Raw genomic sequence first — 25063 nt, forward strand, 5'->3', positions numbered from 1 at the left:
GTACGCGCGGGTCAGATCAGGCGGCGCAGGGCTTGCTCGAGGGACACGCCCTGCGCCTCGGCACGGTCGCGCAGACGCGCATGCTCCTCGCCCGTGAGCGAGAGCTGCAGCGTGATCGGATCGGCGGTGGGGGCGTCGAGCCCGTCGAGCAGATCGGACGCCTCGGCCCACAACGGAGCGGCGGATGCCGGAGGGGCGGACGCGGCCGGCGCGGGGGGCTCCGGCGCCTTCGCGCTCTCCCGTGCCGGGGCGGACGTGGTCGCGCCAGCGCCCCGGGTGAATCCGGGTCCGCGCTGTGGCTCCTGCTTCTGCTGGTAGGCCTTGGCTGCGGCGTTGGCGCGCTCGTCGGCTGCCTCGTTCAGATCGTCGCCCGCGTGGCCCTTGACCCACGAGAACTCGACGTTCCGTCCGCGCATCGCTTCGTCGATGCCCTCGAGCAGGTCGCGGTTGAGTACGGGGCCGCCGTCGGATTTGCGCCAACCGCGACGCTTCCACCCCGGCATCCACTTGGTCACGGAGTCGATCACGTAGCGGCTGTCGCACCAGATGTGCAGCTTCTCATCGGACCCGGCCGTCGCCTTCAGCAGCTCGAGCACCGCCTGGAGCTCGCCCTGGTTGTTGGTGCCGTGCGGCGATCCGCCCGCGCCCCAGTTGTCGTCGTCGATGTACCAGGCCCAGCCGTTGGGGCCGGGGTTGCCCAGTGCGGAGCCGTCTGCGGCGGCGGTGATCGTCATCCCTCCACCGTAGCCGCGGGCGACGACATGACCCGACGGCGGAGGTGGGGGAGGAAGGGGTCAGGACTCGGGGTCATCCTCCGGCTCGCGGCTCTCGATCGAGACGGCCGCGGGTGCGGGCGGGGTGACCGGGAACACGATGGAGCTCACCGAGGCACCCAGTCCGAGCGCCATCGGATCGACGGACGGGGCCGCGTCGAGCACGTCGGCGCCTTCGCGTTCGAGGGGCTCGGACGGAAGCCCGGCCCACTGGTTCTCTTCTTCCTCGGGGCGCTGCTGGAACAATCCCATGTCTCCCATTGTGACCCCGGTCGTGGCGCGTGCGAGCGGATTCACACCGGATTGACCGGACGCGGCTTCCGCCCACCCGCCGGAAGGTGAAGTAGCCCACCACCTGGCCGCGTTCCCGCCCGGGCTTCAATCGGTGTTGCGGGACGCGTCTCGCACGGCCTTCACCAGATCCAACCAGGGCCCGGCGAGCTCCGAGTCGGGGAGTTCGCGCTCGTGGTGCTCGGCGGGTGTGCGCGCGCGAATGCTCCAGACGAAGCGGTCGGCGCCGGTGGCGGCATCCGTATGCGCATCCCACGGACAGCTGTCGATCAGGGCGATCCACTCAGGCGCATCGGCGGGTGCCGCTTCGATCCGCCAGCGACGGCTGATCCCGGCGATGCCGCCGGAGCGCACCACCGCGATGACGACGTCGGAGTCAGTCGACTCGTCGATCGGAACCGGGGACTCGCTCATGTTCATAGACTCCCACGGTGGTCCACGCGCGTCGAGCCGCGGCTTCCGTGGCTTCGTCGACCGCGCCGGCTGCGGCGACGGTGGCATCCGCGAACTCCACGAACGTCGCCGTGCTCGACAGGCCCCCGGTCAGTGCCCGATACCAGGTGGTGCCCGCGCGCTCCCACGCGTTGCCGCCGAGGTCGGTCGCGAACAGGGCGAACGCGCGATTCGGGATGCCGGAGTTGATGTGCACTCCGCCGTTGTCTTCCGTCGTGCGTACGAATCCGCTCATGTGATCGGGTTGCGGATCCTTGCCGAGCTCGTCGTCGTCGTAGGCGGTGCCGGGCGCGATCATGGAGCGCAGCGCTGCACCTTCGACGGCATCCGTGAAGATCTCGGCCCCGATGAGCCAGGTCGCCTGGGCTGCCGTCTGCCCGAGGAGGTACTGCTCGGTGAGGGCGCCGAACACATCGGCGATCGACTCGTTCAGCGCGCCGGGCTGCCCCTGGTACTCGAGGTTCGCGGTGTGCTGCACGACGCCGTGGGCGAGCTCGTGGCCGATGACCGTGGTCGAGGCGGTGAAGTGCTGGAACACCTCGCCGTCTCCGTCACCGAAGACCATGCGCTCGCCATCCCAGAACGCGTTGTCGTAGTCGACGCCGTAGTGCACGGTCGCATCCAGCGGGGCACCCGCGTCGTCGAGCGAGTTGCGGCCGAATGCCGAGAGCAGCAGTTCGAAGGTGGCGCCGAGGCCGTCGAACGCCTGGTTCGCCGCGGTGTCTGACACGGGGGCGTCGTCTTCCGTGCGCACCACGATTCCCGGCAGGGTCTGCGTGTTTCCCGCGTCGCTGATCGTGCGGTTCGGTGCGTCCGACAGCTGCGCGACGAGGTCGCCGTTCTCGTCGATCGACAGGTCGATGCGCGCCCGGAACGGCGGACGCCCCGCGGTCAGCGTCTGCCGTGCGGCGGCCGCGGCCTTGGGGAAGCGGCCCGACTCGGCCAGGCGCGCGAGCAGATAGGAGGGGACGACGCCGTGACGTGCGAAGGATGTGCTGCTCATGAACCGACCCTACGCCGGGGTGCCGACGTTGGGGAGTGTCCGCAGTCAGCGCCGGGCGCGCGGAGAAGATCTGCCGCTCGGGCGGAGGTTCGGCCCGTGTTCGTCCTCCCGAGGCGGAGAACTCCTCCCGAAAGGTCCCGCTCTTAACTTGAGATTGAGAATCGTTATCAATAAGGTGAGAGTCCTATGGACGCCCACCGCCCCCGCCGCGCCCCCGCCCGATCCGCCGCACTTCTCGTCGTGCTGCTCACCCTCACCGCCTGCGGCACTTCCCGCCCGGCCGCCGAGACCCCGGACGCCCCGACCGCAGATGCCCATAGGATCGACGGCGCAGGCGCGGCCGAAGTCGCCGCCCCCGCTCGCGCCCTGGTCATCTCCGGCGACGACGGCGCGGCCATCCTGCTCGATCTCGAGACCGAGGAGCGCGCGACTCTCGCCGACGCCCGCGGGGACCTCGTGAGCATCCAGAGCGACGGACGCCTGCTGTACCTCGCCCACGGCGCCGGCGACCGCACCTCCGTCGACGTCATCGACACCGCGCGCTGGACCGTGCCCCACGGCGACCACTCGCACTCCTTCCGCGGCGAACCGCGCCTGCTCGGCACGCTCGACGGCGGCGGCATCCCCCGCGTCGCGGCGGGAGCACAACGCGCCGCGCTCCACTTCGACGACGAGGTCGTCACCCTCGCCCACGACGACCTCGTCGACGGCCTCGACGCCGCGCCCCGAATCGGTGCCGCGGCGACCGGTCCTGTCGTCCCCTTCGCGGGGCGCCTGCTCGTACCGACCGGTGGCGGGATCCAGGTCGCCGATGACGACGGCACCGCTGTGCCAGGTGACGCCATCCCGTGCACCGCCCCCACGGATGTCGACATCACCCGCGTCGGGGCCGTGTTCTCGTGCGCCGAGGGGGCCGTGCTGTTCACCCGCGCGGTCGGCGGGGTGGTCGTCGGTGAGAGCATCCCGTACCCGGCAGGAGCCGCACCCGCCACGCAGCTGTCCGGACGCACCGATCGTCCGGACCTCGCCGGAGTCGCCGCGGACGGCGCGTGGCTGCTCGACGTGCGGCAGCGCACCTGGACGCCGCTCGTCTCCGAGGTTCCGCTCGTGCGCGCCGCCGCGGTCGGTGACGACGACGGTCGCACGGTCGCGATCGACGCCGAGGGCCGCATCCGCGTGCTCGCCTCCGACGGTGCCGTCCTCGCCCGTACCGAGCCCCTGGTCGCGGCATCCCTCGGCGATGCGGCATCCCGCGACCGTGTGCAGCTGATCATCGACGGGCAGTACGCCTACGTCTCCGATCCGGTCGCCGGAGTCGTGCACGAACTCGACCACCGCGACGACCTCCGCGTGGCCAGGACCTTCACCGACCTCGACCCCTGGTTCGTCGAGCTCGTCGGCTGATCCGACCTTCGACGGCGTCGTCCGTCGCGCGCACCCGCGCACCCCTGAGAAAGAGAGAGAAACCCATGTCCCGACCTGCCCGCAGCCGCCTCGCGATCGGTGCGCTCGGCGCGCTCGCCGCCGTGACGCTCGCCGGATGCGCGACGTCCGCGCCCGCCGCCGACAGCACCGAGCCCGCCACCTCCGACCACGCCCACGAGGGCGACACCCGCATCGCCGTGACCTATGACGGCGGCATCCTGGTGCTCGACGGCGAGACCCTCGACACGGTCGACCAGGTCGAGCTCGACGGCTTCCTGCGCGTCAACAGCGCCGGTGACCACGACGGCCACGTCTTCGTCACCGCGGATGACGGCTTCCACCTGCTCGACACCGGCCTCGCCTCCGGCGCCGTGGGGTTCACCGGAGAGGTGTTCGACGCCGTCGCCCCCGGTCACGTGACCCCGCACGCCGGCCGCACGGCCCTGTTCGACGATGGCACCGGAGACGTGCGGGTGTTCGACACCGACGCGATCGGCACCGGCACGGTGCCCGAGTTCGACACGATCACTTCGGAGGCGGCGCACCATGGCGTCGCGATCGAGCTGTCGGACGGCACCACCCTCTCGACGATCGGCACGGAGGAGTCGCGCAGCGGTGTGCGTCTGCTCGCGGCGGACGGCACCGAGGTTACCCGCAATGAACAGTGCCCCAGCGTGCATGGAGAGGGCGTGGTCAAGGGCGAGGTCGTGATGTTCGGCTGCCAGGACGGCGTGCTGCTCTTCGACGACGGCGCCTTCACCAAGCTCCAGGCGCCGGATGAGTACGGCCGCACGGGCAATGCCTACGTCACCGACACCAGCGCGATCGCAGCGGCCGACTACAACGCCGACCCTGATGCCGAGGGCTACCTGCTCTCGCAGCTCGCGCTGGTCGACACCGACGCGCAGACGCTCTCGGTCGTCGACCTGCCCGAGGGTGTCGAGTACACCTGGCGCGGCGTCGGCCGCAGCGGCCACGACGACATCATCGTGCTCGGTGCGGACGGCAGCCTGAACGTGCTCGACGAGACCGGTGCCGTGCAGGAGTCCTGGACCGTGATCGACCCGTGGCAGAGCCCCACTCAGTGGCAGCAGCCGCACCCCGGCCTGCGCGTGGTCGGCGACATCGCCTACGTCACGGAGCCTGCGGCGAACCGCATCCTGGCGATCGATCTGCACAGCGGCGAGGTGTCTGCCGAGGCGACGCTGGACGTGGTGCCGAACGAGTTCGTGGTGGTGGGCGCCGCCGGCCACTGACCCCGCGTCCCGTCGCTGGTGCCGAGTGCACCGGATGCTGCCGAGTGCACGGCTTCTTCTCGCGAGGAAGCCGTGCACTCGGCCGTTTGTCGTTCACTCGGCAGCCCTGGCCGCTGACGTCACGGAATGGTGTCGGTGCAGGGACCGTAGCGGGCGGATCTTGACACTTCTGCGTTCTGTATACAGAATACGAAGTAGCCCTGAGGGGCATTCCCGACGATCTTCCAATGATGAAAGAGGTAGCGAGATGGCACGTGCGAACGTGACGCGGTATCTGGCACTGGGTGCCGCCGGCGCTCTGACACTGGGGCTCGCCGCATGCAGCGGCGGTGGCGGCGGAGGCGGCGTCGACGCCGACGGCAACGCGACGGTCATCTGGTCCACGTGGGGCACGGCCGACGAGCTGACCCGCTACGAGGAGTTCAACAAGGACTTCATGAAGCGGCATCCCGACATCAAGGTCAAGCTGCAGCCCGTCGCCAGCTACGGCGACTACCACTCCAAGCTGCTGGCCCAGCTCACCAGCAACACCGCCCCCGACGTGTTCTACGTCGGCGACGACATGATCGGCCAGTTCGTCGACTCGAACCGCTTGATGCCGCTCAGCGACCTGATGGAGTCCGACGCGAGCCAGACGAAGAAGGATGACTTCTTCCCCGGCCTGTTCGGAGCCGCGGAGGAGGACGGCGAGGTCTACGCTGCCCCCAACGACTCCAACCCCGACGTGTTCTGGTACGACAAGCAGGCGCTCGCCGCGGCCGGCATCACCGAGGACCCCGCCACTCTCGCCGAGAACGGGGAGTGGACCACCGACAAGTTCCTCGAGATGAACGCGCAGCTGCACGATGCCGGGCTCACCGGCACGATGTACTGGAACTACTGGGCCACGCACTGGAGCTGGCTCTCCTCTCAGGGCCTGCCCGCGCCGTACGACGAGTCCGATGCCTTCACCGCGAACGCGGATGCCGACACCGTCGCGTCGGTGCAGGAGCTCGGCGACCTGTTCCAGGACGGCACCTTCGTGGTCGCCGACACGCTGCCGGACGGCGCGGGTGCGGACAGCATCTTCGTCACCCACAAGGCGGGCTTCTTCGTGCAGGGCCGCTACACGATCGGCACGGTCAAGGCCACAGGCGAGGAGGACAGCTACGACATCGTGCGCTGGCCGACGCCCGACGGCGAGCCCGCACCGACCGGTGTCGCCACTTCCTTCCTCGCCATCAACGGCAAGACCAAGGTCGAGGACGCGGCGTTCACCTTCTGGACCGAGTTCCTCTCGGCCGAGGGGCAGACGTTCCGCCTCGAAGGCGGCGGCAACGCGGTCCCCTCGATCAAGGGCGCGGATGACGTCGTGCTCGAGGGCGGCTACCCGGCGCATGCGCAGACCTTCCTCGACATGCGCGACATCGGCTTCACCAACTACCCCGCCGAGGCGCGGGTGCCGGGCCTCCCTGTCGCCATCTCGGAGGAATTCCAGAAGCTCTACGAGGGCAAGACCGACGCGCAGGCGACGCTCGACACGATCGCCGACGTGATCAAGGAACGGTCGGAGAAGTAGGCGTGACCACGCTCACCGAGAACGGACGGATGCCGCAGGCGACCCCTGCGGCATCCGCCCCGCCCCTGCGCAAGGAGGCCGCATGGCGCCGCAGGGACCGGGCCTGGGGCTACGTCTTCGTCGCCCCGCAGCTGCTGGGTATGGCGCTGTTCGTCGTGCTGCCGTTCGCCGCCAGCCTGGTGCTGGCCTTCGCGGAGTGGGACGGCCTGGGGGAGCTCACCTGGGTGGGCCTGGCGAACTTCGCCGACCAGCTGCAGGATCCGCTGCTCGGCCGCTCGATCATCAACACCCTGCTGATCGCCGTCATCACCGTGCCGATCGGCCTCACGCTCTCGGTCATCGTCGCCGTCGCGCTCGAGAAGCTGAAGACCCGCACGCTCTACCTGATCCTGTTCTTCGCCCCGGTGGTCACCTCGACCGTCGCGGTGGCGATGATCTGGCAGCAGATGTTCCGCGCCGACGGTCTGCTCTCCACCACGATCTCGACAGTGTTCGGCATCACTCCGCCGGACTGGCTGCAGGACCCCAAGCTCGCGCTCCTGGCGGTCTGCATCGTGACGATCTGGTCGTCCATGGGCTTGAACGTCGTGATCTTCCTCGCGGGTCTGCAGAACATCTCGCCCTCGGTGATCGAGGCCGCACGCATCGACGGCGCGGGAGCGGTGCGGCTGTTCACCAGCATCCGCCTGCCACTGCTGTCGCCGATCGTGTTCTTCTCCTCGGTGATCGCCTTCATCTCGTCGCTGCAGACCTTCGACACGGTCTACGTGCTCGTCTCCGGCGGTGGACCCGACAATGCGACGCGCACGATCGTCTATCACATCTTCGATCTGGGCTTCGGGCGCTTCGAGTTCGGGCTCTCGAGTGCGGCCAGCATCATCCTGCTCGCGCTCACCCTCGTCATCACGGCGATCCAGTTCGGCGCTCAGAAGAAGTTCGTCCACTACGAGGATGACCCGGCATGACTCTCCGGACCACTCCGCTCGGGGGCCCCACCGCCCCCGCGACCGACTCGACCGCGGCCCTCACCGCCCCCGGCTATCGCCAGCGCGGCAGGGGAGGTCCCGGTGCCGGACGCGCGCGCCGCCGACTCGGCTCCACCGTCCTGCACGTGCTGCTCATCGTCGGCGGCATCTCGATGGTGTTCCCCTTCATCTGGATGCTGCTGACCTCGTTCAAGACGCTCCCGCAGCTGCTCAAGAACCCGCTGGAGTTCCTGCCGAACCCGTGGACGATCGACAACTACGTCGACGCATGGAACGCGGTGCCGTTCGCCCAGGCGTATCTGAACAGTGCGTACATCGCCGTGCTGGTCGTGGTCGGCACGCTCATCACCGCGTCGATGGCGGGTTACGCGTTCGCGCGCATCCGGTTCCGGGGTAGCAAGGTGCTGTTCATCGTGTTCCTCGCGACCCAGATGATCCCTGCGCAGGTCACGCTCATCCCCTTCTATCTGCTCATGTCGCAGCTGGGCTGGGTCGACTCGCACCTCGCGCTGATCGTGCCCGGCATGATCGCGAACCCGTTCGCGGTGTTCCTGATGCGTCAGTTCGTGCTGGCGCTGCCGCGCGAGCTGGAGGAGGCCGCGCTGGTCGACGGCGCCGGACGCTGGCGCATCTTCTGGAGCATCGTGCTGCCCAACCTCAAACCGGGACTCGCGGCGCTCAGCATCATCACGGCGCTCGGCGTCTGGAACGCCTTCCTGTTCCCGCTGGTGCTGCTGAACACCCCCGACCTGTTCACGGTGCCGCTGCTGCTGACCTCGTTCCAGGGGCAGTTCGGATCCATCAACTACGGGCTCGTGATGGCGGCCTCCGCGATCGCGACCGTGCCGATGCTGATCGTGTTCGTGATCGGTCAGCGCAAGATCCTGAACAGCATGGCCGCATCTGGCCTGGGAGGACGTTGACATGACGGATGCCGCCGGGCTGGCCGCCCTCGCCGGACGACACCTCGACCTGGTCACCGCCCCGTTCACGCTGCCGCGGTCGCGCGTGCTCGTGTTCCGCGCTGACGACGGTGACGGCGTGCGCGTGCACACCTCGGAGTATGAGCGCCGGCTCTCGGACTGCCGCGTGCTCGACGAACTGACGGTGGTGGATGCCGCCGGCGTCGTGCTTCCGGTCTCTGCGGTGCTGCCGGGGCGGGTGACGTTCGGCGATCGCGCGACGCTCACGTTCGCGGACCCCTCGACGCTGAGCATCGGCCCTTCGACAAGGTCAGGGACCCAGGGGGCGTTGCACCTGCGGCTTCGGCATCCGGACGGGCGGAGCGAGGAGCATGCGCTGGGCGACGGCATCCGGCTGCGTGTGGCCGGTGATCGCACCGTGACCGTCGAGCAGGGCGACCACGAAGCAGACCTATCGGCGACCGCGCGCATCTGGACGGACTGGTTCGCGAAGTGCCCGATCGTGCGCGACGACCTGCAGGAGATGGCCGCGTTCTGCTGGTGGGTGCTCGGCGCGAACATCGTCGAGCTGCCGTCGCTGGGCGATGCCAGAGCGATCGTGCCGTCGAAGATCGGCTACGTGGGGCTGTGGCAATGGGATGCGTACTTCATCGCGGTCGGCCTGCGCCACGGTGACCCGGAGCTGGCACGCGAGCAGCTCGACATCGCGTTCCGGTTCCCTCAGCCCGACGGGCAACTGCCCGATGTCGTGCACGAGCTCGGGGTGCTGGCGACGAGCGACGACCTGCCCGAGGGTGACCGTGCGAACTTGCGCAGGGCCGGGTCGCAGATCGCCGATCCGAGCGCGCCGGTGCCGCTGACCAAACCCCCGCTCGCGGCCTGGGCGCTGCGCAAGGTGCTCGCGGTGCAGGACGACCCCGACTACGCGCGCACCCAGCTCGCCCGCGTCATCCGTTCGCAGGACTGGTGGTTCGCGGGCAGCGACCTCGATCACGACGGGATGCCGGAGTACGGGCATCCGTACTCCTCCGGCCTGGACGATAGCCCGATCTTCGACGGTCCGCTGCCGACCTCGGCACCGGATCTGGGTGCGTACCTGGTGCGACAGGACCGTGAGATCGCCGACCTCCTGCGTCGCTACGAGCCCGCGGTCGACGTCTCGCGTTTCGAGGAGCGTGCGGCGGCGACGCAGGAGCTGCTGCTCGGGATGTGGGATGCCGATCGCGGCCGCTTCCTCGCGCACGGCGGCGGCGAGCCGCAGCGGAGCGACACCGTCGTGGGGCTCATGCCGCTGCTCACCGGCGCTCTGCCCGAGGCGATCGCGGACGCCCTGTGCGCGGCCGTCGATGACCCGCAGCGATACGCGCTGCCATGGGGGCTGCCGACCGTCGCGGCGTCCGACCCCGACTTCTCTGACGAGCGGATGTGGCGGGGACCGATCTGGGTCAACACGAGCATGCTCGTCGCCGAAGGGCTCGAGGCCTCGGGGTACCCCGAGCGCGCCCGCGCGCTGCGCGAGCAGACCGTGGCGCTCGTGATCCACGCCGGCGGCCCGCACGAGTACTACAACCCGCACACCGGCCGGAAGGCCCGCACCGCGACGACCGCCTTCGGCTGGTCGGCCGCGCTGTTCATCGACCTGGCCGTCACACTGAGCGCCTGACGGGGTTCCGGTCGCGCCGTCGTGATCGCCCGTCTGTGCGTTGGTAGGACGCGTCGACGAGAATGTGGCGATGGAGGAAGAATGAAAGACGCCACCCTCGCCCAACACCCCGACTTCACGCTTCGGCGCTCGACCGCACTCACCGGGGTCTTCGTCGCGCTGGCGTTGCTCGCGCTCCTGGGGTTTGTTCTGGCGATCACCCACTACGGCGAGTTGGCTCAGACCGAAAGCGTCTCGTGGCGCGGACGATCGACGACGGCATTGGCTGGCATCGTCGCTCCCGCCTCCGTGGGCTTGAGCGCGTTCGCGGCGTTCCTGTTCGCGTGGCTCGCACTGTCCAACTCGACGCGGTGGGTGCGAACCTCCACCGGTACGAAGCTCCGCGGCATCGAGTTGGTCGTTGCAGGCGACGGGGCTATCGGTGATGAGCTGTACCGCCGCCTGTCCACGGGCGATCCCGCCCAGTACCTTCCGATTCCCGTCGCCAAGAAGGGCGAACTGCGCGTGCACATCTATCGCGCCGACGCCGACCGGCGCGCCTTCATCACGATCGAGCAGCGCTCGGGAGCCGAGCCGCGCACGTGGCCGTTGATCGAACTCGCCGACCGAGGTTACGTGCAGATCAAACGGCGCAATGCCGAGGACTTCGCCAAGCCCTACGTTGCCGCCTGACTTCGAAAGTCACGTCGACGTCGTGTGCGACGGTGGCGCACCACCTTCTGCGCGGCAGTGCCCTCACAGAGCGCCACCGCGGCTCAAGGTCTCATCAATCACGAGGTCACCTGCGCATCCGATGCAACGTCGCCACCGCCCACCGGACGCCAGCTCAGATACGACTCCTCCTCGATGCCGGCGGCGGTCTGCACCACGGCGATCCAGACTGCCGGTCTCAACCAGAACTGCTTCAGGCTGCCGCAATGCCGCGCACCGCGACTCGAGTGCAGCGCTGGTCACGACGGGTCTGCCTGTGGCATCGGGTGGATGACGCTGCGGCGTCCATTTCGGAACTCAGCGATCGCGTCATCGACCTGAATCGACGACGCCGCGAACAGCGCTGTCTTGTCACGCGCGACGATCAGGATGCCACCTCCGCGCACGTCCGGATACACGTACACAGCGTCATCCTCTGGCAGGGGCACGACCTTCAGCTCAGCTCCCGGGAACCTTGGAGCCAGCACCGACCTGCCGTAGTCAGCGAGGTCCGCCACGGCGGCCTCGCGGCTCTCGTCGTTCATGTCGCTCAGCGCAGACACCCCCTCGACCTCCTGCAAGGGCGACAGCAGTCGTGTGACAAAGGCACGGAGCCCCTCGGCCGGCACCTCGAGACCGATCGGGCTGCCGGGGTTGACGACCAATCCCGCGAATTCGGGAACGCGACGCAGCAGTTCGAACGCCGGAACGAGCACGGGCACACGTTCCGGCGCGAATCTGCCGAACTGGTCCGGGTGTGTGAACACCGCGAGCAACCGGCCACGCGGCCCGTCGACGATCAGTGGCGCATCCGGGAAATCCGACTCCGGCGGTTCCCCTTCGTTCAACAGAAGAACCTGCCCAGCCGCGATCACCCACAACACCGTTTCGGGGTCGAGTCTTCCCTCTCGGCCCTGTGCAATCGCACGCTCAAGAACGCTTGCAGGTCGGGACTCAGCCACGGGGGTCTCCTGAGGGGTTTCCGTCACGGTGCATCACCACGGACATGATCTCAGCAATGCCCGACACCGCCTCTGCGCCGAGAGCCGACTCGAGGAGCCAGCGCTCGGCCGTGTCGATCCGGTCGGTCTCACGCGCGGCCGCTCCGTCATCGAGGCGAAGGAGTCCAGGGCGCGTGCCGTCGACCGCGAGCACGCAACCGCCGCGCTCGACACAGAACTCCGCCCGCGTGTCGACACGTACCATCCAGCCCGCCTCGGCGATCTGCTCGCTGATCCGGCGGCCGATCAGCGGCGCCGAGAGAGGCTCATAACGCCACTGCCCGGAGGCCTGAAGTGCGTCTCGACGGCGAAACCCTTCGTCGCCGAACCAGGCCAACACGCCGTCGTCCCTGATCTCATGCGGCCGGTCGTCCTCCAGGATCCAGCCGCGATCCGGGTACCAATGAAGGGTGCTCCTCGCCCAGTAGCTGGCCATGATGAGCACCACGGATTCGGCCATCAGAGCGCATGCCCCGCGAACTCACAACCCGCCTGGCCCTGGCGCGACTGACTCCGCGGGAAGAAGCCCGTTGTCGGTTCCTTGAACAGGCGCCAGGCCTCCGCCGCGTCGCCCGCGCGGGCTGCCTGCTTCATCCGATGCAACGTCGCCACCGCCACCGAATGCCAGCTCAGATACGACTCCTCCTCGATGCCGTCAGCGCCCTGCACTTGCCCCGCCGGAACATCTCGAGCACCTCTTCCGGTTCCGGGGACGACGCGGCGAACATCACCGACTCGTCTGCGTCGACGTACACGGTCACTCCACCGCGCGCCGGCTGCACCAACACGACCGCCCCGTTCGACGGCACGGCAAACGCAGGTCGGCTTCATGAACTGACTCATCGATCTCCCCCTCGCGTGCGCTTCGCATCCAACCACGGGGCGGAGACCTTCGTACGTCGCGGGGTGACAACGAGGCCACGCTCATCCGGCTCGACGACGAGCACCCAATCGCTGCGTTCGATCGGCTCGAACCCCAATTCCTTCGCCCGCCGATCCCCTGTCGTCAGCACAAGGGAGCCTTTCAGATTCGGAGCGACCTGGACCGGGATGCCCTGATAGTTCCCCTCATAGCGGAGCAAGACCACCTCCAGCCTTTCCTCGGGGCCAATGGGGCGCTCGTAGAGCCCTCGCCCTGCGGGGTGGAATCCGTCCTTTCTGCTCGCGGCATCCCGGGAGGTGAGCTTCCACCCACCGCCGAGGACGACCCGATACTCCGTCCCGTTGAGCAGGGCATATGTTCCCGCAGGTCGAAGGGTGTTCACTGTGCTACTCCGCTCGAACGAAGCCGGGATCCGGCGAGAAGATGTCCAGCAGACGCGGCATCTTGTCGATCTTCTCGAAACTCGCATTGAAACGGCCCCAGCCGGTGTCGACGGCTCCGTGGCCTGTACGCGCACGAAATCAGTGCTTCAGCGCTCCGAGCCGCCCTCATCCAGCCAAGGCGCGGCAATGCTCTCTTGGCATGGAAAGATCCGAGGAGGACGTACAACCCGGGAGGATTCAGTGGTGCAGTCGTCATCGAGCGCTCCTGCCGGGAGCATGCGGCACGAACTCGACAGGGTCGGTGCGCCTACCTGAGCGAAAGAGCTCGAGCGCCGCGCCTGGTTCCAGCGACGAGGCAGCGAACATCACGGACTCGTCGGCGGCGATGTACAGAGAGGCGCCGCCACGCTCCGGCTGCACGAGCAGCACGGCGTCATCGTCCGGCAGCGCGAACGCGTTCACGGTGATGTCGGGCCACATCTGTCGCACGAGATGCTCTCCACGCTCGATCAGACGTCGCTGCTGGGAGCTCGCTTCCTCAGGCTCAAGCGGACTCAGCATCATGCGGTGTTCTCCTTCTTGGCCAGCAGCAGCAACACAACTCCGACGACTGTCAACGCGATGTTCACGGTCAGATAGACGGCTCCGTCTGTACCGCCCGCCCGTACGACGGAGAGCGACGTCAATGAACCCGCGACCGCGAGCGCGATCGCGGTCAAGCCGATGATCCTCAGTGCCGATGGTTTCGTCATGTCGCTCTCCTCCTTGGGTGCCAAGGATATCTGCGTGTGATCCGCCGTGTGGAGGGCAGCGGTCGATCGTGCAGCGGCGATCGGAGTGAAGGCCCGGTGTCCGGCGAGTGCTTGGTGGTGAAACGGCGGGATGCGGTTGGTAGAACGGCGCGACCAGGGCGGTGAAACGCGTTGCGGACCGGACCGCGGCGGCGGAGGTGCTGGGGGCCGGACCACTCGCGCACGCCTGGATCGCTGATCTCGAAGAACGCGCCGAATCCCGTCAGGCCGTGAAGTACGAGCTGGTGGCGTTGTCGAGGATGCGCTGCATGCCGTGCATCCAGTTCAGCTTGAGCGCCGCGACCGCCGCGGGGATGTCGCCGGCGGCGAGCTGTTTCGCGATCTCAGCGTGCTCTGCGGCGACGCGCTCGACCTTCACGTCTTCCGGCACCAGCAGCGACTCGTACCGGTGGAACGAGCTGCGCACGCTCTCGATCACCGCGAGCAGCCGGGTGTTCGGGCAGGCGGAGAGCATGAGGGCGTGCCACTCGTCGTCCTTGGTGATGACCAGCTGATGCTCCACGAGCTCGTCGGCGAAGGCCTCGGCCATCTCGTGCAGCTGTGCGCCGATCCGCTGCAGCTCCGCTGGCGGGCTGAGCTCGAGCGCGAGGCTCTCGAGTGCGGCCATCACCGGCGCGAGGTCGCGGAACTCGGAGGCGCTGAGCGGCACGAACCGGAAGCCCTTTCCATTCTCGCTCTCGATCTGCCCCTCGGATTCCAGAGCGATGAGCGCTTCGCGCAGCGGGGTGCGGCTGACGCCGAGCTCGGTCGCGAGCTGCACTTCGTTGATGCCTTCGCCGGGCTCGACGAGACCTGACCTCATGCGGGCCAGCAGCTCCTCGCGAACCTGCGAGCGCAGGTTCTTGCGTTCGATCGCCATGGCGTCCCTTCTGCGTCGCGCCTGCCCGTCAGCCTATGGGTTGACGGCCTCGGAGCGACGACCTAGTGTGGTGTATACAGAATACAGCGGCTTCCGAGAATGCGCCAGCAGGTGCGGGAACCGATGTGGATGACTCAGAGAGGAGCCCTCGTGCCCGTACCCGGTGGTGACCTGCCCCTCCGTCGTGTCCGCCTTGATGCCCTCGCCTACGGTGGCGACTACAACCCCGACCAGTGGTCGGAGGAGACCTGGCACGAAGACATCCGTCTGATGCGCGAGGCCGGCGTGAACATGGTCAGCCTGCCGATCTTCAGCTGGCCGCAGCTGGAGCCGGAGCCCGGCGTCTTCGACTGGGGCTGGCTCGACCGCATCCTGGAGCTGCTCTGGGATGCCGGTATCGCGATCGACCTCGCCACCGCCACCGCGACCCCGCCGTCATGGCTGCTGCGCGCGCACCCCGAGATGGCGCCGTGGGATGCCGACGGCCACCGCCTGGAGTTCGGATCCCGGCAGACCTACTGCCCCTCGTCACCGGTCTGGCGCGAGAACGTCGCGCGCATGACCCGCGCCATGGCTGAGCGCTACGGCGCGCACCCGGGACTTGCGATGTGGCACATCTCGAACGAGTACGGCGACCACACCTCGCGCTGCTGGTGCCCGGAATCGGCGAAGCACTTCCGCCGCTGGCTGCAGGACCGCTACGGCGACCTCGACGGTCTCAACGAGGCCTGGGGCGTGAACGTGTGGGGTCAGCGCTACACCTCGTGGGACCACATCGAGACGCCCAAGAAGGCGCCGGGCCCGGTGAACCCCACGAAGCTGCTCGACTTCGAACGGTTCTCGTCGGATGCGCTGCTCGAGCTGTTCCAGATCGAGATCGATGTGCTGCGCGAGGTCACCCCCGACATCGCCGTCACCACGAACTTCATGAGCATGTTCCGAGACCTCGACTACTGGGACTTCGCGGCGGTGGAGGATGTCGTCACCGACGACGCCTACCCTGAACCGGCCGACCCGACCTCGCACGTCGGTGCCGCCCTCAACTACGGGCTCATGCGTTCGCTCAAGGGCGGGCAACCGTGGCTGCTGCTGGAGTCATCGGCGAGCGCGACCAGCTGGCGCGACATCAACGTGCCGAAGCCCCCGGGCAAGATCCGCGTCGAGAGTCTGCAGGCCGTCGCCCACGGCTCGGACGCCGTGATGTTCTTCCAGTGGCGCCAGGCCAAGTACGGCCAGGAGAAGTTCCACTCCTCGATGCTCGGCCACCGCGGCGAGCGCTCGCGGAGCTTCCAGGAGACCAAGGCGCTGGGGCTCGAGCTCAAGAAGCTGGAGCCCGTGCGCGGCACCCGAGTGCGATCGCGTGTCGCCCTCGTCGTGGACTGGGACTCATGGTGGGGGACCAGTGCGGTCGAGTCGCTGCCCTCGCAGCGGCTGCAGTGGGCGGGGCAGGCGCGGGCCTGGCACCGCGCGCTGTACACGCTCGGCCAGCCGGTCGACGCGGTGCGCGCGACCGGACCGTTCGACGGCTACGACGTGATCGTCGTGCCGAACCTGTACATCGTCGAGCAGCCGCAGGCCGATGCGCTCGCCGCCTTCGTGGAGCGCGGCGGGCACCTGGTGGTCGGTCCCTTCTCGGGCGTCGTGGATGTCACCGAGAAGGTGCATGAGGGTGGGGCTCCCGGCCTGCTGCGCGACCTGCTCGGCGTCGAGGTCGATGAGCAGTGGCCGATCGCCGACGGGCTCACCGAGCAGATCGACTATGCGGGTGAGAGTCTGACGGTGCCGAACTGGAGCGAGTGGCTCGATGTGGATGCCGACGTCGAGATCCGCGCGCGCTATGCCAGCGGCGAGCTCGACGGTCGTGCTGCCGTGACCCGCCGCGCAGTCGGCGCGGGATCGGCGTGGTACCTCAGCGCGATGGTCGAGCCCGAAGGCATGCTGCCGATCTTCCGTGACGTGCTGCGCACCGCGGGTGTGGTCGCCCGTGACGACACGAACGTGGAGGCCGAGGTCGTGACCCGCTCGGATGAGAGCACGGACTACACGTTCTATCTGAACCACGGGCGCAGCCCCGTCACGTTCGACGTGGCCGTTCCCGGCACCGATCTGCTCACCGGCATCCGTCGCGCGGGGTCTCTGACCCTCGAGCGCTACGGGGCCGCCGTGCTGGCGGCGCCGCGCTCCGAGACCATTCCCTTCTCCGCACTCCTCCCGAGTGACCCCACCCCCGACGTGAAGGAGGACGCATGACGAGCGACAGCTTCGTGCATCCCTATATCCCCAACACGGCACCCGAGTCGCGCGCAGCGATGCTCTCGGCTGTCGGTGCCGTCTCCACCGATGAGTTCTATGCCGACGTGCCGGCAGCGCTCCGCCTCGATCGCCCGCTCGATCTGCCTGCGCCGTTCGTCGCGGAGCAGGACCTCGCACGCCACGTGCGCGGCCTGCTGGCGAAGAACCGCTCGACACAGGAGCGGCTGAGCTTCCTCGGCGCCGGTGTCTACAACCACTACGTGCCTGCGGTCGTCGACGAGGTCATCGGGCGCAGCGAGTTCCTCACCGCCTATGCGGGCGAGCCGTACGAGGACCACGGCCGCTTCCAGGCGCTGTTCCAGTACCAGTCGCTGATGGCCGAGCTGCTCGCGATGGACGTGGTGAACGTGCCGACCTACGACGGCTACCAGGCGACCGCGACCGGACTCACGATGTCAGGCCGCATGACCGGCCGCTCCCGCGCGCTGGTCGTCAGCGACGTGCTGCCCGCAAAGCTGTCGAAGGTGCACGACTACATCCGTGCGCACCTGACGCTCGAGCATGTTCCGACGGCCGGCGGCACCACAGATGTCGCTGCGGTCGTCGCCGCGTTGTCGGATGACGTGGCCGCAGTGTGGGTCGAGACCCCCAGTGCGACCGGTGCCGTCGAGGCCACTCTGCAGCAGATCGCGGATGCCGCGCATGCGGTCGGCGCCGTCGTCGTCGTCGGCACGGATCCGATCGGCTACGGCATCCTGACACCCCCCGCACTCTCCGGAGCCGACATCGTCACGGGCGACATCCAGTCCCTCGGACTGCACCAGTGGTTCGGAGGCGCGCACGGCGGCTTCATCGCAGTGCACGACGATCCGCGCGTCGTGATGGAGATGCCCTCACGCTTGTTCGGCCTCGCGGCCACCGACGTGCCCGGCGAGTACGGCTTCGGCGACGTGGCCTACGATCGCACCTCGTTCGCACATCGGGAGGAGGGCAAGGAGTGGGTCGGCACGGCCGCAGCCCTCTGGGGCATCGCCGCCGGCGTGTATCTGTCGCTGATGGGGCCGGCCGGGATGGCGGAGCTGGGCGAAGTGCTCCTGGCCCGCACCCGTTATGCGCAGCAGGCGCTCGCCGCGATCGACGGCGTCACGCTCGACGACGACGCCGTGCACCTGCGCGAGTTCACGGTGACCCTGCCGATCGCGGCATCCGTCGTGGTCGACGCGCTCCGCGCCCAGGGCATCGAACCCGGTGTGGTCGTCGGCGAGCACCGACTGCTGGTGTGCGTCACCGAGCTCACCTCTCAGGCCGACATCGACCGGCTCGCGGGCGCGCTCGCCGCGGTCACGGCATCCGATCTCGCTGCAGAGGAGCAGAACCGATGAGTCTTCCCGTCGCCCCGAAGCCGGCGTTGCGCCGGTTCCAGCAGGCTCGCTGGGATGAGCCGATCATCTTCGAGCTGACCACGCCCGGTGAGCGCGGCGTGCTGGTCTCGCAGGTCGAGCCCGGCGTGCGGGAGGCGGTGGGCGATGTGGTCGCCGCTCTTCCCGCCGCGCTGCGCCGCCCCACCGCACCCGCGCTGCCCGAGATGGGGCAGATGCGCGTGCTCAAGCACTACCTGCGTCTGTCGCAGGAGAACCTCGGCGCCGACTTCAACGTCGACATCGGCCAGGGCACCTGCACCATGAAGTACGCGCCCAAGATCAACGACCAGCTCGCCGGCACCCCGCAGCTCACCGCCATGCATCCGCACCAGGACCCGGCGGATGCGCAGGGGGTGCTCGAGATCCTCTGGCAGCTGGAGCGGATGCTCGCCGAGATCTCCGGCATGGACGAGGTCTCGCTGCACACGCAAGGCGGATCCGCGGCGATCTGGTCGAACATCGCGATGATCCGCGCGTTCCACGAGGCGAACGGGGAGGGGGACCAACGCCGCGAGGTCATCACCACGATCTTCAGCCACCCGTCGAACGCGGCGGCGGCGAAGGCCGCGGGCTACGAGGTCATCACCGTGTTCCCCGATGCCGACGGATACCCCTCGCTCGACGCGCTGAAGGCGGCGCTCTCGCCTCGGACTGCCGCGATCATGGTCACGAACCCCGAGGACACCGGCATCTACAACCCGGCGATCCGCGAGTGGGTCGACGCCGCCCACGCGGTCGGGGCGCTGGCCTCGTACGATCAGGCGAACGCGAACGGCATCCTCGGCATCACCCGGGCCCGTGACGCCGGCTTCGACGTGTGCCACTTCAACCTGCACAAGACCTTCGGCACCCCGCACGGCTGCGGCGGACCCGGCTCCGGAGCGAACGCGGTGAGCGCGGCGCTCGCGCCCTTCCTGCCCGGTCCGCGCGTGGTGCGCGCGGATGACGGGACCTTCGCGGTCGCCGCGCAGGGAGAGCAGTCGATCGGCACCGTGGCCCCGTTCTTCGGAGTCATCCCCGCACTCGTGAAGGCGTACTCGTGGATCATGGCGCTCGGCGCCGACGGGCTGCTCGCCGCCGCCGAGACCGCGGTGCTGAACAACAACTACCTGATGGCGCGGGTGCTGGCGATCCCCGGGGCGTCGGCGCCGTATGCCGCCGGCCGTCGCCGGATCGAGCAGGTGCGCTACTCGTGGGAGGAGCTGTTCCAGGAGACCGGTATCTCGTCGGAGGAGATCGGCATCCGCATGACCGACTTCGGCATGCACTACTGGACCAGCCACCACCCCTACGTGGTGCCGCAGCCGTTCACGCTCGAACCCACCGAGTCGTACTCGATGGCGGAGCTCGACGAGTACGCGGCGACCCTCGCCGAGGTGGCCCGTGAGGCGCGCGAGAGCCCGGAGGTCGTGCGCACCGCCCCGCACAACCAGACCGTGCACCACACGCACCACGATGACCTCGACGACCCGGAGCGCTGGGCCATCACGTGGCGCGCGTACGTGCGGAAGTACCCCGCGGCGGTGTCCGGTCAGCGCTTCCCGGGGGAGCCCGACGCGTCGTGATCGGACTGATCGTCAACCCTGTCGCCGGAGTCGGCGGGCCCGCGGGCCTCGCCGGCTCCGATGGCGCGGACGTGCAGCGTCTCGCCGTCTCGCGCGGCGCCCGTTCGCGCGTGCAGGAGCGGGCGGCCGCAGCGCTCTCGGTGCTCGCGGCGCAGCATCCGGGACTGGTGATCGCGACCGCCGCTGGCGCGATGGGCGCCGATGCCGTGCGCGCCGCCGGCCTGCTCCCCCACGTGGTGGACGGAGTTTCGGGGGCGCCGGGTGCACGGGTTCGTGCCGAGCGCACGGCTACTTCACGCGCGGATGCCGTGCACTCGGCAGCAAGTGGTGCGCTCGCCGAAGGCGCGGCAGGAACCGCGGGCGCAGACACCTCACGCGCCGTGACTGCGGTGGTCGCGGCGGGTGCGGATCTCGTGCTCGTGGTGGGTGGGGACGGGACGCTGCGGGACGCCGCGGCCGGGCTCGGTGTGGGCGCCTCGGCGTTCACAACTCCTCCAGAATCGGTGCCGTCGGCGACGGCAGGGGCCGCAGGCGGAGCTTCCGCGCAGTTCTTGAGGAGCTGTGAACAGCAGCCGGCCGTGCTCGGCGTTCCGGCGGGCGTGAAGATGTACTCGCCGGTGTTCGCGGTCAGCCCGGCGGCGGCCGGGGCGATCGCGGCCGACTGGGTGTCGCGTGGCCCCCTGCCGACCGAGGACCGCGAAGTGCTCGACATCGACGAGGCCGCGCTGCGGCACGCCCGCGTCGAGCCGACGCTGTACGCGCTGCTGCGAGTGCCCGTCCGCACCGGCCGCACCCAGGCGCGCAAGGCCCCGACCCCCGCCAGCGAGGCCGCTGCGGTCGAGGCGGCCGCCCGCGGCGCCATCGCCCTGATGCGACCAGGCGTCCGCTATCTGCTCGGCCCCGGCGGCACGGCGGCCGCGATCGCCAGGCAACTGGGCGTCGAGGGCACTCCGCTCGGCGTGGATGTCGTGCTCGACGGTGCCGTCGTCTCCCGAGGAGCGAGCGAACAGCAGCTCCTCGCCGAGATCTCACGGGGCCGGGCGCAGGCCGTCGTCACCGTGATCGGCGGGCAGGGCTTCCTGCTCGGACGCGGCAACCAGCAGCTCTCGGCATCGGTCCTGCGCGCGATCGGTGATGACCCCCTGCTTGTGGTCGCCCCCGAACAGAAGCTCATCGACCTGCGCGGCCGTCCTCTCCTCGTCGACACCGGCGACCTCGACCTCGACGCCCGACTGGCCGGACACGTGCGTGTCATCACCGGCGTCGGCACCCGCAGTCTCTACCCCGTGACCGCACCAGAACTCACCCCCACACAGTAAGGAATACCCATGCGACTCGAGAACAAGAAGGCCATCGTCACCGGCGGTGCGGGCGGCATCGGCCGTGCCACATCGATCGCGCTCGCCGCAGAGGGCGCCGCCGTTGCTGTCGTCGATCTGAACGCCCAGGCGGCTGAGGGCGTCGCCGCCGAGATCCGCGCGGCAGGAGGCACCGCTGTCGCGATCGCCGCCGATGTCGCCAGCGAGGCAGACATCGAACGCGTCGTCGCCACGACCCTCGCGGAACTCGGCGGAGTGAACGTCGTGTTCAACAATGCGGGCATCATCCGCCGCACCACCGCCGTCGAGACGACCGTCGAGGAATGGGACCGCGTGTTCGGCGTGAACGTGCGCTCGATCTTCCTGATGTGCAAGCACATCGTGCCGATCATGGAGGCCGCGGGCGGCGGCTCGATCATCAACACCGGCTCGGGTTGGGGCCTCAAGGGGGGAGGTCAGGCGATTTCGTACTGCGCGTCGAAGGGAGCCGTGGTCAACATGACCCGCGCGCTCGCGATCGACCACGGGCCCGCCGGCATCCGCGTCAACTCGGTCAACCCGGGCGACGTGAACACCGGGATGCTGCGCGACGAGGCCCGTCAGCTGGCGCAGGACACGAACGCGTTCCTGGCCGAGGCCGCCGACCGTCCGCTGCGCCGCATGGGCGAGCCGAGCGAGGTCGCGCAGGCTGTGGTGTGGCTCGCGAGCGACGACTCGTCCTACGTCACCGGCTCCGCGCTGGTGGTCGACGGCGGTGGCATCGCGTAGCGTCGAGCCCGGGCTTGCGTTGTGGACCCCCAGACCGCGGGATGGCTCGGTGTGGAGACGCACCGCTAAGGTGGACTTCGATAATCGACGTCTTTGGGGGCAAAGTGGAACGTGAGAGCGAATCAGTCGAGCGCACAGGGATCGATCGGCGCAGCGTCCTGACCGCGGCGGCATGGAGTGTTCCGGTCGTGGCGGCCGTCGTATCGACACCGCTGGCAGCGGCGAGCGTGGCCGGCTTCGACCTCTTCACCCAAGGCCTGCAGCGCGGCGACGGCACGGACTTCTTCAACGGCGATGCCACGCTCAAGTACGTCGACGGGTTCACCGACGGCTTCACTCTTCTCAACCATGGTCCGCAGGAGGCTCCCGCCGGCACTATCGTGACGATGCGCTACGACAATCGCATCATCACGCCCGGCGACTTCACCTTCAGTCAGGGCGGGCCGTCCAACCCGCGGACGCCGCTGTCGTACTCGGCACCCGTGGTCAACGGCAACGAGTCGACGGTCACCTTCGTGATCCCGGTTCCCGTGCCGGTCGAGGAAGACGTGTTCGGGCCCGGCACGATCTGGATCTTCACCGAATACGATCTCGACATCCTGTACCCGAACGACGTCCTGGATGACTATCGGCCGCTGTACTGGCAGATCGTGACGTCTGACGACGACGGCTCGAACAACTCCTTCGGCAGCGCCACTCCGACGACCGAGCCGGCGAACGACCCGTGGGGTCTGCAGGCGTCGGCGACCTTCACCCGCTATACCACCAGTGCCTGCGAGATGGAGTTGCCGACCGCTGTCACCGTCACCAGCGTCGGCCCCGGCAGCACCCCGGGCGACGTCACGCTGAATCTGAGCCTGGAAGCCTTCGCCGTCACGGGCGTGACGCTCGGCGGACTGACCGTCAACGGGGTTCCCACCGCGGCGACCGTCGACAGCACGGGGTCCGGCACCTACGCGATCGCGCTCGGGCGCCCCCTCGGCGCGGGAGACATCGTGGAGGCGAGTTTCTCGTACACGATCGACGCGACGGCCGCGCTCGTGAACAACGGCCGCGCGCAGTTCAGCGCCAACTCCGCCGGTCTGGGTGGCGGGCAGGATCAGCGTCTGACGACGAACTTCGTCAACGGCGACAACTCCGCCTGCGCACTCTGAGCGCGCGTCGGTCATCGTCTCGGTGAGTGCGGTGCGGTCAGCCGACCGTTCCGCGGCTCTCTGAGTCGAACGCCCAGGACACTCGCGTAAAATCGGGACAATGACCGACGCACCTCTGCCCTCCGACGAGCCCGTGGGCGCCGGCATCGACCCCGACGATCTGGCCACCACGCTCCGCGTGCTCTCCGAGCTGCACCAGATCGACAACGAGCATCCGGACTTCGTGGCTGTTCGCCACGCGACCGCCGCGATGTTCAAGGCCGTCAAGCGCGTGCGCCGCAAGGAGATCCGCGATGCGATCGCCGAGGCGGACAAGGCCGTGGTCGCCCGCACCGCGACGGGCGCCCCCGACCGCATCGATGACGAGACCCGCGGCAACGACCTCACGACGAGCGTGGTCGACGCCCCGATCGCGGGCGAGCTGATCAAGCCGCGGAACTGCTACATCTGCAAGCAGCCGTACACGCAGGTCGACGCTTTCTACCACCAGCTCTGCCCGGACTGCGCCCGCTTCAGCCACGGCAAGCGCAACGCCCGCACCGACCTCACCGGCAAGCGCGCGCTGCTCACGGGCGGCCGCGCCAAGATCGGTATGCACATCGCGTTGCGGCTGCTGCGCGACGGCGCGCACACCACCATCACGACGCGGTTCCCGCGTGACGCCGTGCGGCGGTTCTCGGCTCTGCCCGACGCGGCGGACTGGCTGCACCGGCTGCGCGTGGTCGGCATCGACCTGCGCGACCCCGCCCAGGTGATCGGCCTCGCCGACTCGGTGGCAGCGCAGGGCCCTCTCGACATCCTGATCAACAACGCGGCCCAGACGGTGCGCCGCTCGCCCGGTGCCTACTCGCTGCTGGCGGATGCCGAGCTGCAGCCGCTGCCCGACGGACCTCTGCCCGAGATGGAGACCTTCGGTCACACGGCCGATCCGCACCCGCAGGCGCTGCAGGCGTCGGTCGACGCGCATCCGCTTCTGTCGGTCGCGGCCCTCGGTGGCACGGTCGCCGAGCAGGGCGGCCAGGCGCTCACGGCCGAGGATCTCGCGCGGCTCGCCATGGCCCCCGGTTCCTCGTCGCTCGAGAAGCACGCAGACGGCACCGCGATCGACGCCGGTGGACTCGTGCCCGACGTCAACCGCGTCAACAGCTGGGTGCAGTCGATCGATCAGGTCGACCCGCTCGAGATGCTCGAGGTGCAGCTCGCGAACACCACGGCGCCGTTCCTGCTGATCAGCCGCCTGCGCGCGTCGATGGCGGCATCCTCGGCGCACCGCAAGTACGTGGTGAACGTGTCGGCGATGGAGGGGCAGTTCTCACGCCGCTACAAGGGTCCTGGTCACCCGCACACCAACATGGCGAAGGCTGCGCTCAACATGCTCACGCGCACCAGCGCCGGCGAGATGCTCGAGAAGGACGGCATCCTGATGACCGCCGTCGACACCGGCTGGATCACCGACGAGCGCCCGCATTACACCAAGGTGCGTCTGGCCGAGGAGGGCTTCCACGCCCCGCTCGACCTGGTCGACGGCGCTGCCCGCGTGTACGACCCGATCGTGCGCGGCGAGGCCGGCGACGACATCCACGGCGTCTTCCTGAAGGACTACGAGCCCAGCCCCTGGTGACAT

The 25063-nt window shown here is 68.9% G+C and carries 26 protein-coding genes; 14 read left to right on the forward strand and 12 right to left on the reverse strand.

Annotated features, from left to right (window positions below):
- Positions 1 to 11: 11 nt before the first annotated feature.
- The 4 genes from KZC51_RS04145 to KZC51_RS04160 form a co-directional block, all read right to left on the reverse strand.
- Positions 12 to 734, reverse strand: coding sequence for a ribonuclease H family protein (locus KZC51_RS04145; protein WP_247628749.1), 723 nt, complete (start codon positions 732 to 734; stop codon positions 12 to 14).
- Positions 735 to 794: 60 nt separating this feature from the next.
- A complete protein-coding gene (locus KZC51_RS04150) occupies positions 795 to 1025 on the reverse strand; it encodes a hypothetical protein (protein ID WP_247628750.1) in 231 nt (76 codons plus the stop codon).
- Positions 1026 to 1151: 126 nt separating this feature from the next.
- Positions 1152 to 1478 (reverse strand): protealysin inhibitor emfourin, encoded by a 327-nt coding sequence (locus KZC51_RS04155; protein ID WP_247628751.1) that lies wholly within the window; start codon positions 1476 to 1478, stop codon positions 1152 to 1154.
- Positions 1441 to 2520 (reverse strand): M4 family metallopeptidase, encoded by a 1080-nt coding sequence (locus KZC51_RS04160; RefSeq protein ID WP_247628752.1) that lies wholly within the window; start codon positions 2518 to 2520, stop codon positions 1441 to 1443. Before KZC51_RS04160 ends, KZC51_RS04155 begins: the two co-directional genes overlap by 38 nt.
- Before the next feature lie 186 nt (positions 2521 to 2706).
- On the opposite strand from KZC51_RS04160, the gene KZC51_RS04165 reads away from it, so the two are divergent.
- From KZC51_RS04165 to KZC51_RS04195, 7 genes are all read left to right on the forward strand, one after another.
- A complete protein-coding gene (locus KZC51_RS04165) occupies positions 2707 to 3924 on the forward strand; it encodes an ABC transporter (RefSeq protein WP_247628753.1) in 1218 nt (405 codons plus the stop codon).
- A 65-nt stretch (positions 3925 to 3989) separates the two neighbouring features.
- Positions 3990 to 5201, forward strand: coding sequence for a hypothetical protein (locus KZC51_RS04170; protein ID WP_247628754.1), 1212 nt, complete (start codon positions 3990 to 3992; stop codon positions 5199 to 5201).
- A 247-nt stretch (positions 5202 to 5448) separates the two neighbouring features.
- Positions 5449 to 6759 carry an ABC transporter substrate-binding protein gene (locus tag KZC51_RS04175; RefSeq protein ID WP_247628755.1) on the forward strand — a complete coding sequence of 437 codons (1311 nt, stop codon included), beginning with the start codon at positions 5449 to 5451 and terminating at the stop codon, positions 6757 to 6759.
- Positions 6760 to 6761: 2 nt separating this feature from the next.
- Positions 6762 to 7724, forward strand: a complete 963-nt coding sequence (locus KZC51_RS04180) for a carbohydrate ABC transporter permease (RefSeq protein WP_247628756.1) — start codon at positions 6762 to 6764, stop codon at positions 7722 to 7724.
- The gene (locus tag KZC51_RS04185; RefSeq protein WP_247628757.1) at positions 7721 to 8668 is read left to right on the forward strand and encodes a carbohydrate ABC transporter permease; all 948 of its coding nucleotides are present in this window, start codon (positions 7721 to 7723) and stop codon (positions 8666 to 8668) included. Before KZC51_RS04180 ends, KZC51_RS04185 begins: the two co-directional genes overlap by 4 nt.
- Position 8669: 1 nt before the next feature.
- Positions 8670 to 10331 (forward strand): amylo-alpha-1,6-glucosidase, encoded by a 1662-nt coding sequence (locus KZC51_RS04190; RefSeq protein ID WP_247628758.1) that lies wholly within the window; start codon positions 8670 to 8672, stop codon positions 10329 to 10331.
- A gap of 81 nt (positions 10332 to 10412) precedes the next feature.
- Positions 10413 to 11003, forward strand: a complete 591-nt coding sequence (locus tag KZC51_RS04195; protein ID WP_247628759.1) for a hypothetical protein — start codon at positions 10413 to 10415, stop codon at positions 11001 to 11003.
- A 98-nt stretch (positions 11004 to 11101) separates the two neighbouring features.
- On the opposite strand, the gene KZC51_RS17610 is transcribed toward KZC51_RS04195, so the two are convergent.
- The 8 genes from KZC51_RS17610 to KZC51_RS04230 all read right to left on the reverse strand — a co-directional run bounded on the left by KZC51_RS17610 (position 11102) and on the right by KZC51_RS04230 (position 14959).
- Positions 11102 to 11224, reverse strand: a complete 123-nt coding sequence (locus KZC51_RS17610; protein WP_281731711.1) for a hypothetical protein — start codon at positions 11222 to 11224, stop codon at positions 11102 to 11104.
- 57 nt (positions 11225 to 11281) lie between these two features.
- A complete protein-coding gene (locus KZC51_RS04200) occupies positions 11282 to 12010 on the reverse strand; it encodes an SseB family protein (RefSeq protein WP_308194286.1) in 729 nt (242 codons plus the stop codon).
- Positions 11976 to 12482 carry a hypothetical protein gene (locus KZC51_RS04205; protein ID WP_247628761.1) on the reverse strand — a complete coding sequence of 169 codons (507 nt, stop codon included), beginning with the start codon at positions 12480 to 12482 and terminating at the stop codon, positions 11976 to 11978. The genes KZC51_RS04200 and KZC51_RS04205 overlap by 35 nt, the downstream gene beginning before the upstream one ends.
- Positions 12482 to 12691: a hypothetical protein gene (locus KZC51_RS04210; protein ID WP_247628762.1), complete on the reverse strand. Its 210-nt coding sequence runs from the start codon at positions 12689 to 12691 to the stop codon at positions 12482 to 12484. Before KZC51_RS04210 ends, KZC51_RS04205 begins: the two co-directional genes overlap by 1 nt.
- Before the next feature lie 170 nt (positions 12692 to 12861).
- Positions 12862 to 13287: a UCP033725 family protein gene (locus KZC51_RS04215; protein ID WP_247628763.1), complete on the reverse strand. Its 426-nt coding sequence runs from the start codon at positions 13285 to 13287 to the stop codon at positions 12862 to 12864.
- Between the two features lie 253 nt (positions 13288 to 13540).
- Positions 13541 to 13852 (reverse strand): hypothetical protein, encoded by a 312-nt coding sequence (locus KZC51_RS04220; RefSeq protein ID WP_247628764.1) that lies wholly within the window; start codon positions 13850 to 13852, stop codon positions 13541 to 13543.
- Positions 13849 to 14040 carry a hypothetical protein gene (locus tag KZC51_RS04225; RefSeq protein WP_247628765.1) on the reverse strand — a complete coding sequence of 64 codons (192 nt, stop codon included), beginning with the start codon at positions 14038 to 14040 and terminating at the stop codon, positions 13849 to 13851. The genes KZC51_RS04220 and KZC51_RS04225 overlap by 4 nt, the downstream gene beginning before the upstream one ends.
- 262 nt (positions 14041 to 14302) lie before the next feature.
- Complete coding sequence (locus KZC51_RS04230) at positions 14303 to 14959, reverse strand: GntR family transcriptional regulator (protein ID WP_247628766.1); 657 nt, start codon at positions 14957 to 14959, stop codon at positions 14303 to 14305.
- Between the two features lie 150 nt (positions 14960 to 15109).
- Here KZC51_RS04230 and KZC51_RS04235 point away from each other — a divergent pair, with 150 nt between their 5' ends.
- The 7 genes from KZC51_RS04235 to KZC51_RS04265 all read left to right on the forward strand — a co-directional run bounded on the left by KZC51_RS04235 (position 15110) and on the right by KZC51_RS04265 (position 25060).
- The gene (locus tag KZC51_RS04235; protein ID WP_247628767.1) at positions 15110 to 17209 is read left to right on the forward strand and encodes a beta-galactosidase; all 2100 of its coding nucleotides are present in this window, start codon (positions 15110 to 15112) and stop codon (positions 17207 to 17209) included.
- Positions 17206 to 18594, forward strand: coding sequence for an aminomethyl-transferring glycine dehydrogenase subunit GcvPA (gcvPA, locus tag KZC51_RS04240; protein ID WP_247628768.1), 1389 nt, complete (start codon positions 17206 to 17208; stop codon positions 18592 to 18594). Before KZC51_RS04235 ends, gcvPA begins: the two co-directional genes overlap by 4 nt.
- The gene (gcvPB, locus tag KZC51_RS04245) at positions 18591 to 20198 is read left to right on the forward strand and encodes an aminomethyl-transferring glycine dehydrogenase subunit GcvPB (RefSeq protein WP_247628769.1); all 1608 of its coding nucleotides are present in this window, start codon (positions 18591 to 18593) and stop codon (positions 20196 to 20198) included. Before gcvPA ends, gcvPB begins: the two co-directional genes overlap by 4 nt.
- Positions 20195 to 21517 carry an ATP-NAD kinase family protein gene (locus KZC51_RS04250; RefSeq protein ID WP_247628770.1) on the forward strand — a complete coding sequence of 441 codons (1323 nt, stop codon included), beginning with the start codon at positions 20195 to 20197 and terminating at the stop codon, positions 21515 to 21517. The genes gcvPB and KZC51_RS04250 overlap by 4 nt, the downstream gene beginning before the upstream one ends.
- A 9-nt stretch (positions 21518 to 21526) precedes the next feature.
- Positions 21527 to 22285 (forward strand): SDR family NAD(P)-dependent oxidoreductase, encoded by a 759-nt coding sequence (locus KZC51_RS04255; RefSeq protein ID WP_247628771.1) that lies wholly within the window; start codon positions 21527 to 21529, stop codon positions 22283 to 22285.
- A gap of 104 nt (positions 22286 to 22389) precedes the next feature.
- The gene (locus KZC51_RS04260; RefSeq protein ID WP_247628772.1) at positions 22390 to 23439 is read left to right on the forward strand and encodes a hypothetical protein; all 1050 of its coding nucleotides are present in this window, start codon (positions 22390 to 22392) and stop codon (positions 23437 to 23439) included.
- A 100-nt stretch (positions 23440 to 23539) separates the two neighbouring features.
- Complete coding sequence (locus tag KZC51_RS04265; protein WP_247628773.1) at positions 23540 to 25060, forward strand: SDR family NAD(P)-dependent oxidoreductase; 1521 nt, start codon at positions 23540 to 23542, stop codon at positions 25058 to 25060.
- Positions 25061 to 25063 lie beyond the last annotated feature (3 nt).

The organism is Microbacterium croceum (assembly GCF_023091245.1).
Lineage (GTDB): Bacteria > Actinomycetota > Actinomycetes > Actinomycetales > Microbacteriaceae > Microbacterium > Microbacterium croceum.

Coding starts and splice junctions, on each gene's coding strand:
- KZC51_RS04145 (WP_247628749.1), bottom strand. CDS start 734: ATGACGATCACCGCCGCCGCAGACGGCTCCGCACTGGGCAACCCCGGC.
- KZC51_RS04150 (WP_247628750.1), bottom strand. CDS start 1,025: ATGGGATTGTTCCAGCAGCGCCCCGAGGAAGAAGAGAACCAGTGGGCC.
- KZC51_RS04155 (WP_247628751.1), bottom strand. CDS start 1,478: ATGAGCGAGTCCCCGGTTCCGATCGACGAGTCGACTGACTCCGACGTC.
- KZC51_RS04160 (WP_247628752.1), bottom strand. CDS start 2,520: ATGAGCAGCACATCCTTCGCACGTCACGGCGTCGTCCCCTCCTATCTG.
- KZC51_RS04165 (WP_247628753.1), top strand. CDS start 2,707: ATGGACGCCCACCGCCCCCGCCGCGCCCCCGCCCGATCCGCCGCACTT.
- KZC51_RS04170 (WP_247628754.1), top strand. CDS start 3,990: ATGTCCCGACCTGCCCGCAGCCGCCTCGCGATCGGTGCGCTCGGCGCG.
- KZC51_RS04175 (WP_247628755.1), top strand. CDS start 5,449: ATGGCACGTGCGAACGTGACGCGGTATCTGGCACTGGGTGCCGCCGGC.
- KZC51_RS04185 (WP_247628757.1), top strand. CDS start 7,721: ATGACTCTCCGGACCACTCCGCTCGGGGGCCCCACCGCCCCCGCGACC.
- KZC51_RS04190 (WP_247628758.1), top strand. CDS start 8,670: ATGACGGATGCCGCCGGGCTGGCCGCCCTCGCCGGACGACACCTCGAC.
- KZC51_RS04195 (WP_247628759.1), top strand. CDS start 10,413: ATGAAAGACGCCACCCTCGCCCAACACCCCGACTTCACGCTTCGGCGC.
- KZC51_RS04205 (WP_247628761.1), bottom strand. CDS start 12,482: ATGGCCGAATCCGTGGTGCTCATCATGGCCAGCTACTGGGCGAGGAGC.
- KZC51_RS04220 (WP_247628764.1), bottom strand. CDS start 13,852: ATGATGCTGAGTCCGCTTGAGCCTGAGGAAGCGAGCTCCCAGCAGCGA.
- KZC51_RS04225 (WP_247628765.1), bottom strand. CDS start 14,040: ATGACGAAACCATCGGCACTGAGGATCATCGGCTTGACCGCGATCGCG.
- KZC51_RS04230 (WP_247628766.1), bottom strand. CDS start 14,959: ATGGCGATCGAACGCAAGAACCTGCGCTCGCAGGTTCGCGAGGAGCTG.
- gcvPA (WP_247628768.1), top strand. CDS start 17,206: ATGACGAGCGACAGCTTCGTGCATCCCTATATCCCCAACACGGCACCC.
- gcvPB (WP_247628769.1), top strand. CDS start 18,591: ATGAGTCTTCCCGTCGCCCCGAAGCCGGCGTTGCGCCGGTTCCAGCAG.
- KZC51_RS04255 (WP_247628771.1), top strand. CDS start 21,527: ATGCGACTCGAGAACAAGAAGGCCATCGTCACCGGCGGTGCGGGCGGC.
- KZC51_RS04265 (WP_247628773.1), top strand. CDS start 23,540: ATGACCGACGCACCTCTGCCCTCCGACGAGCCCGTGGGCGCCGGCATC.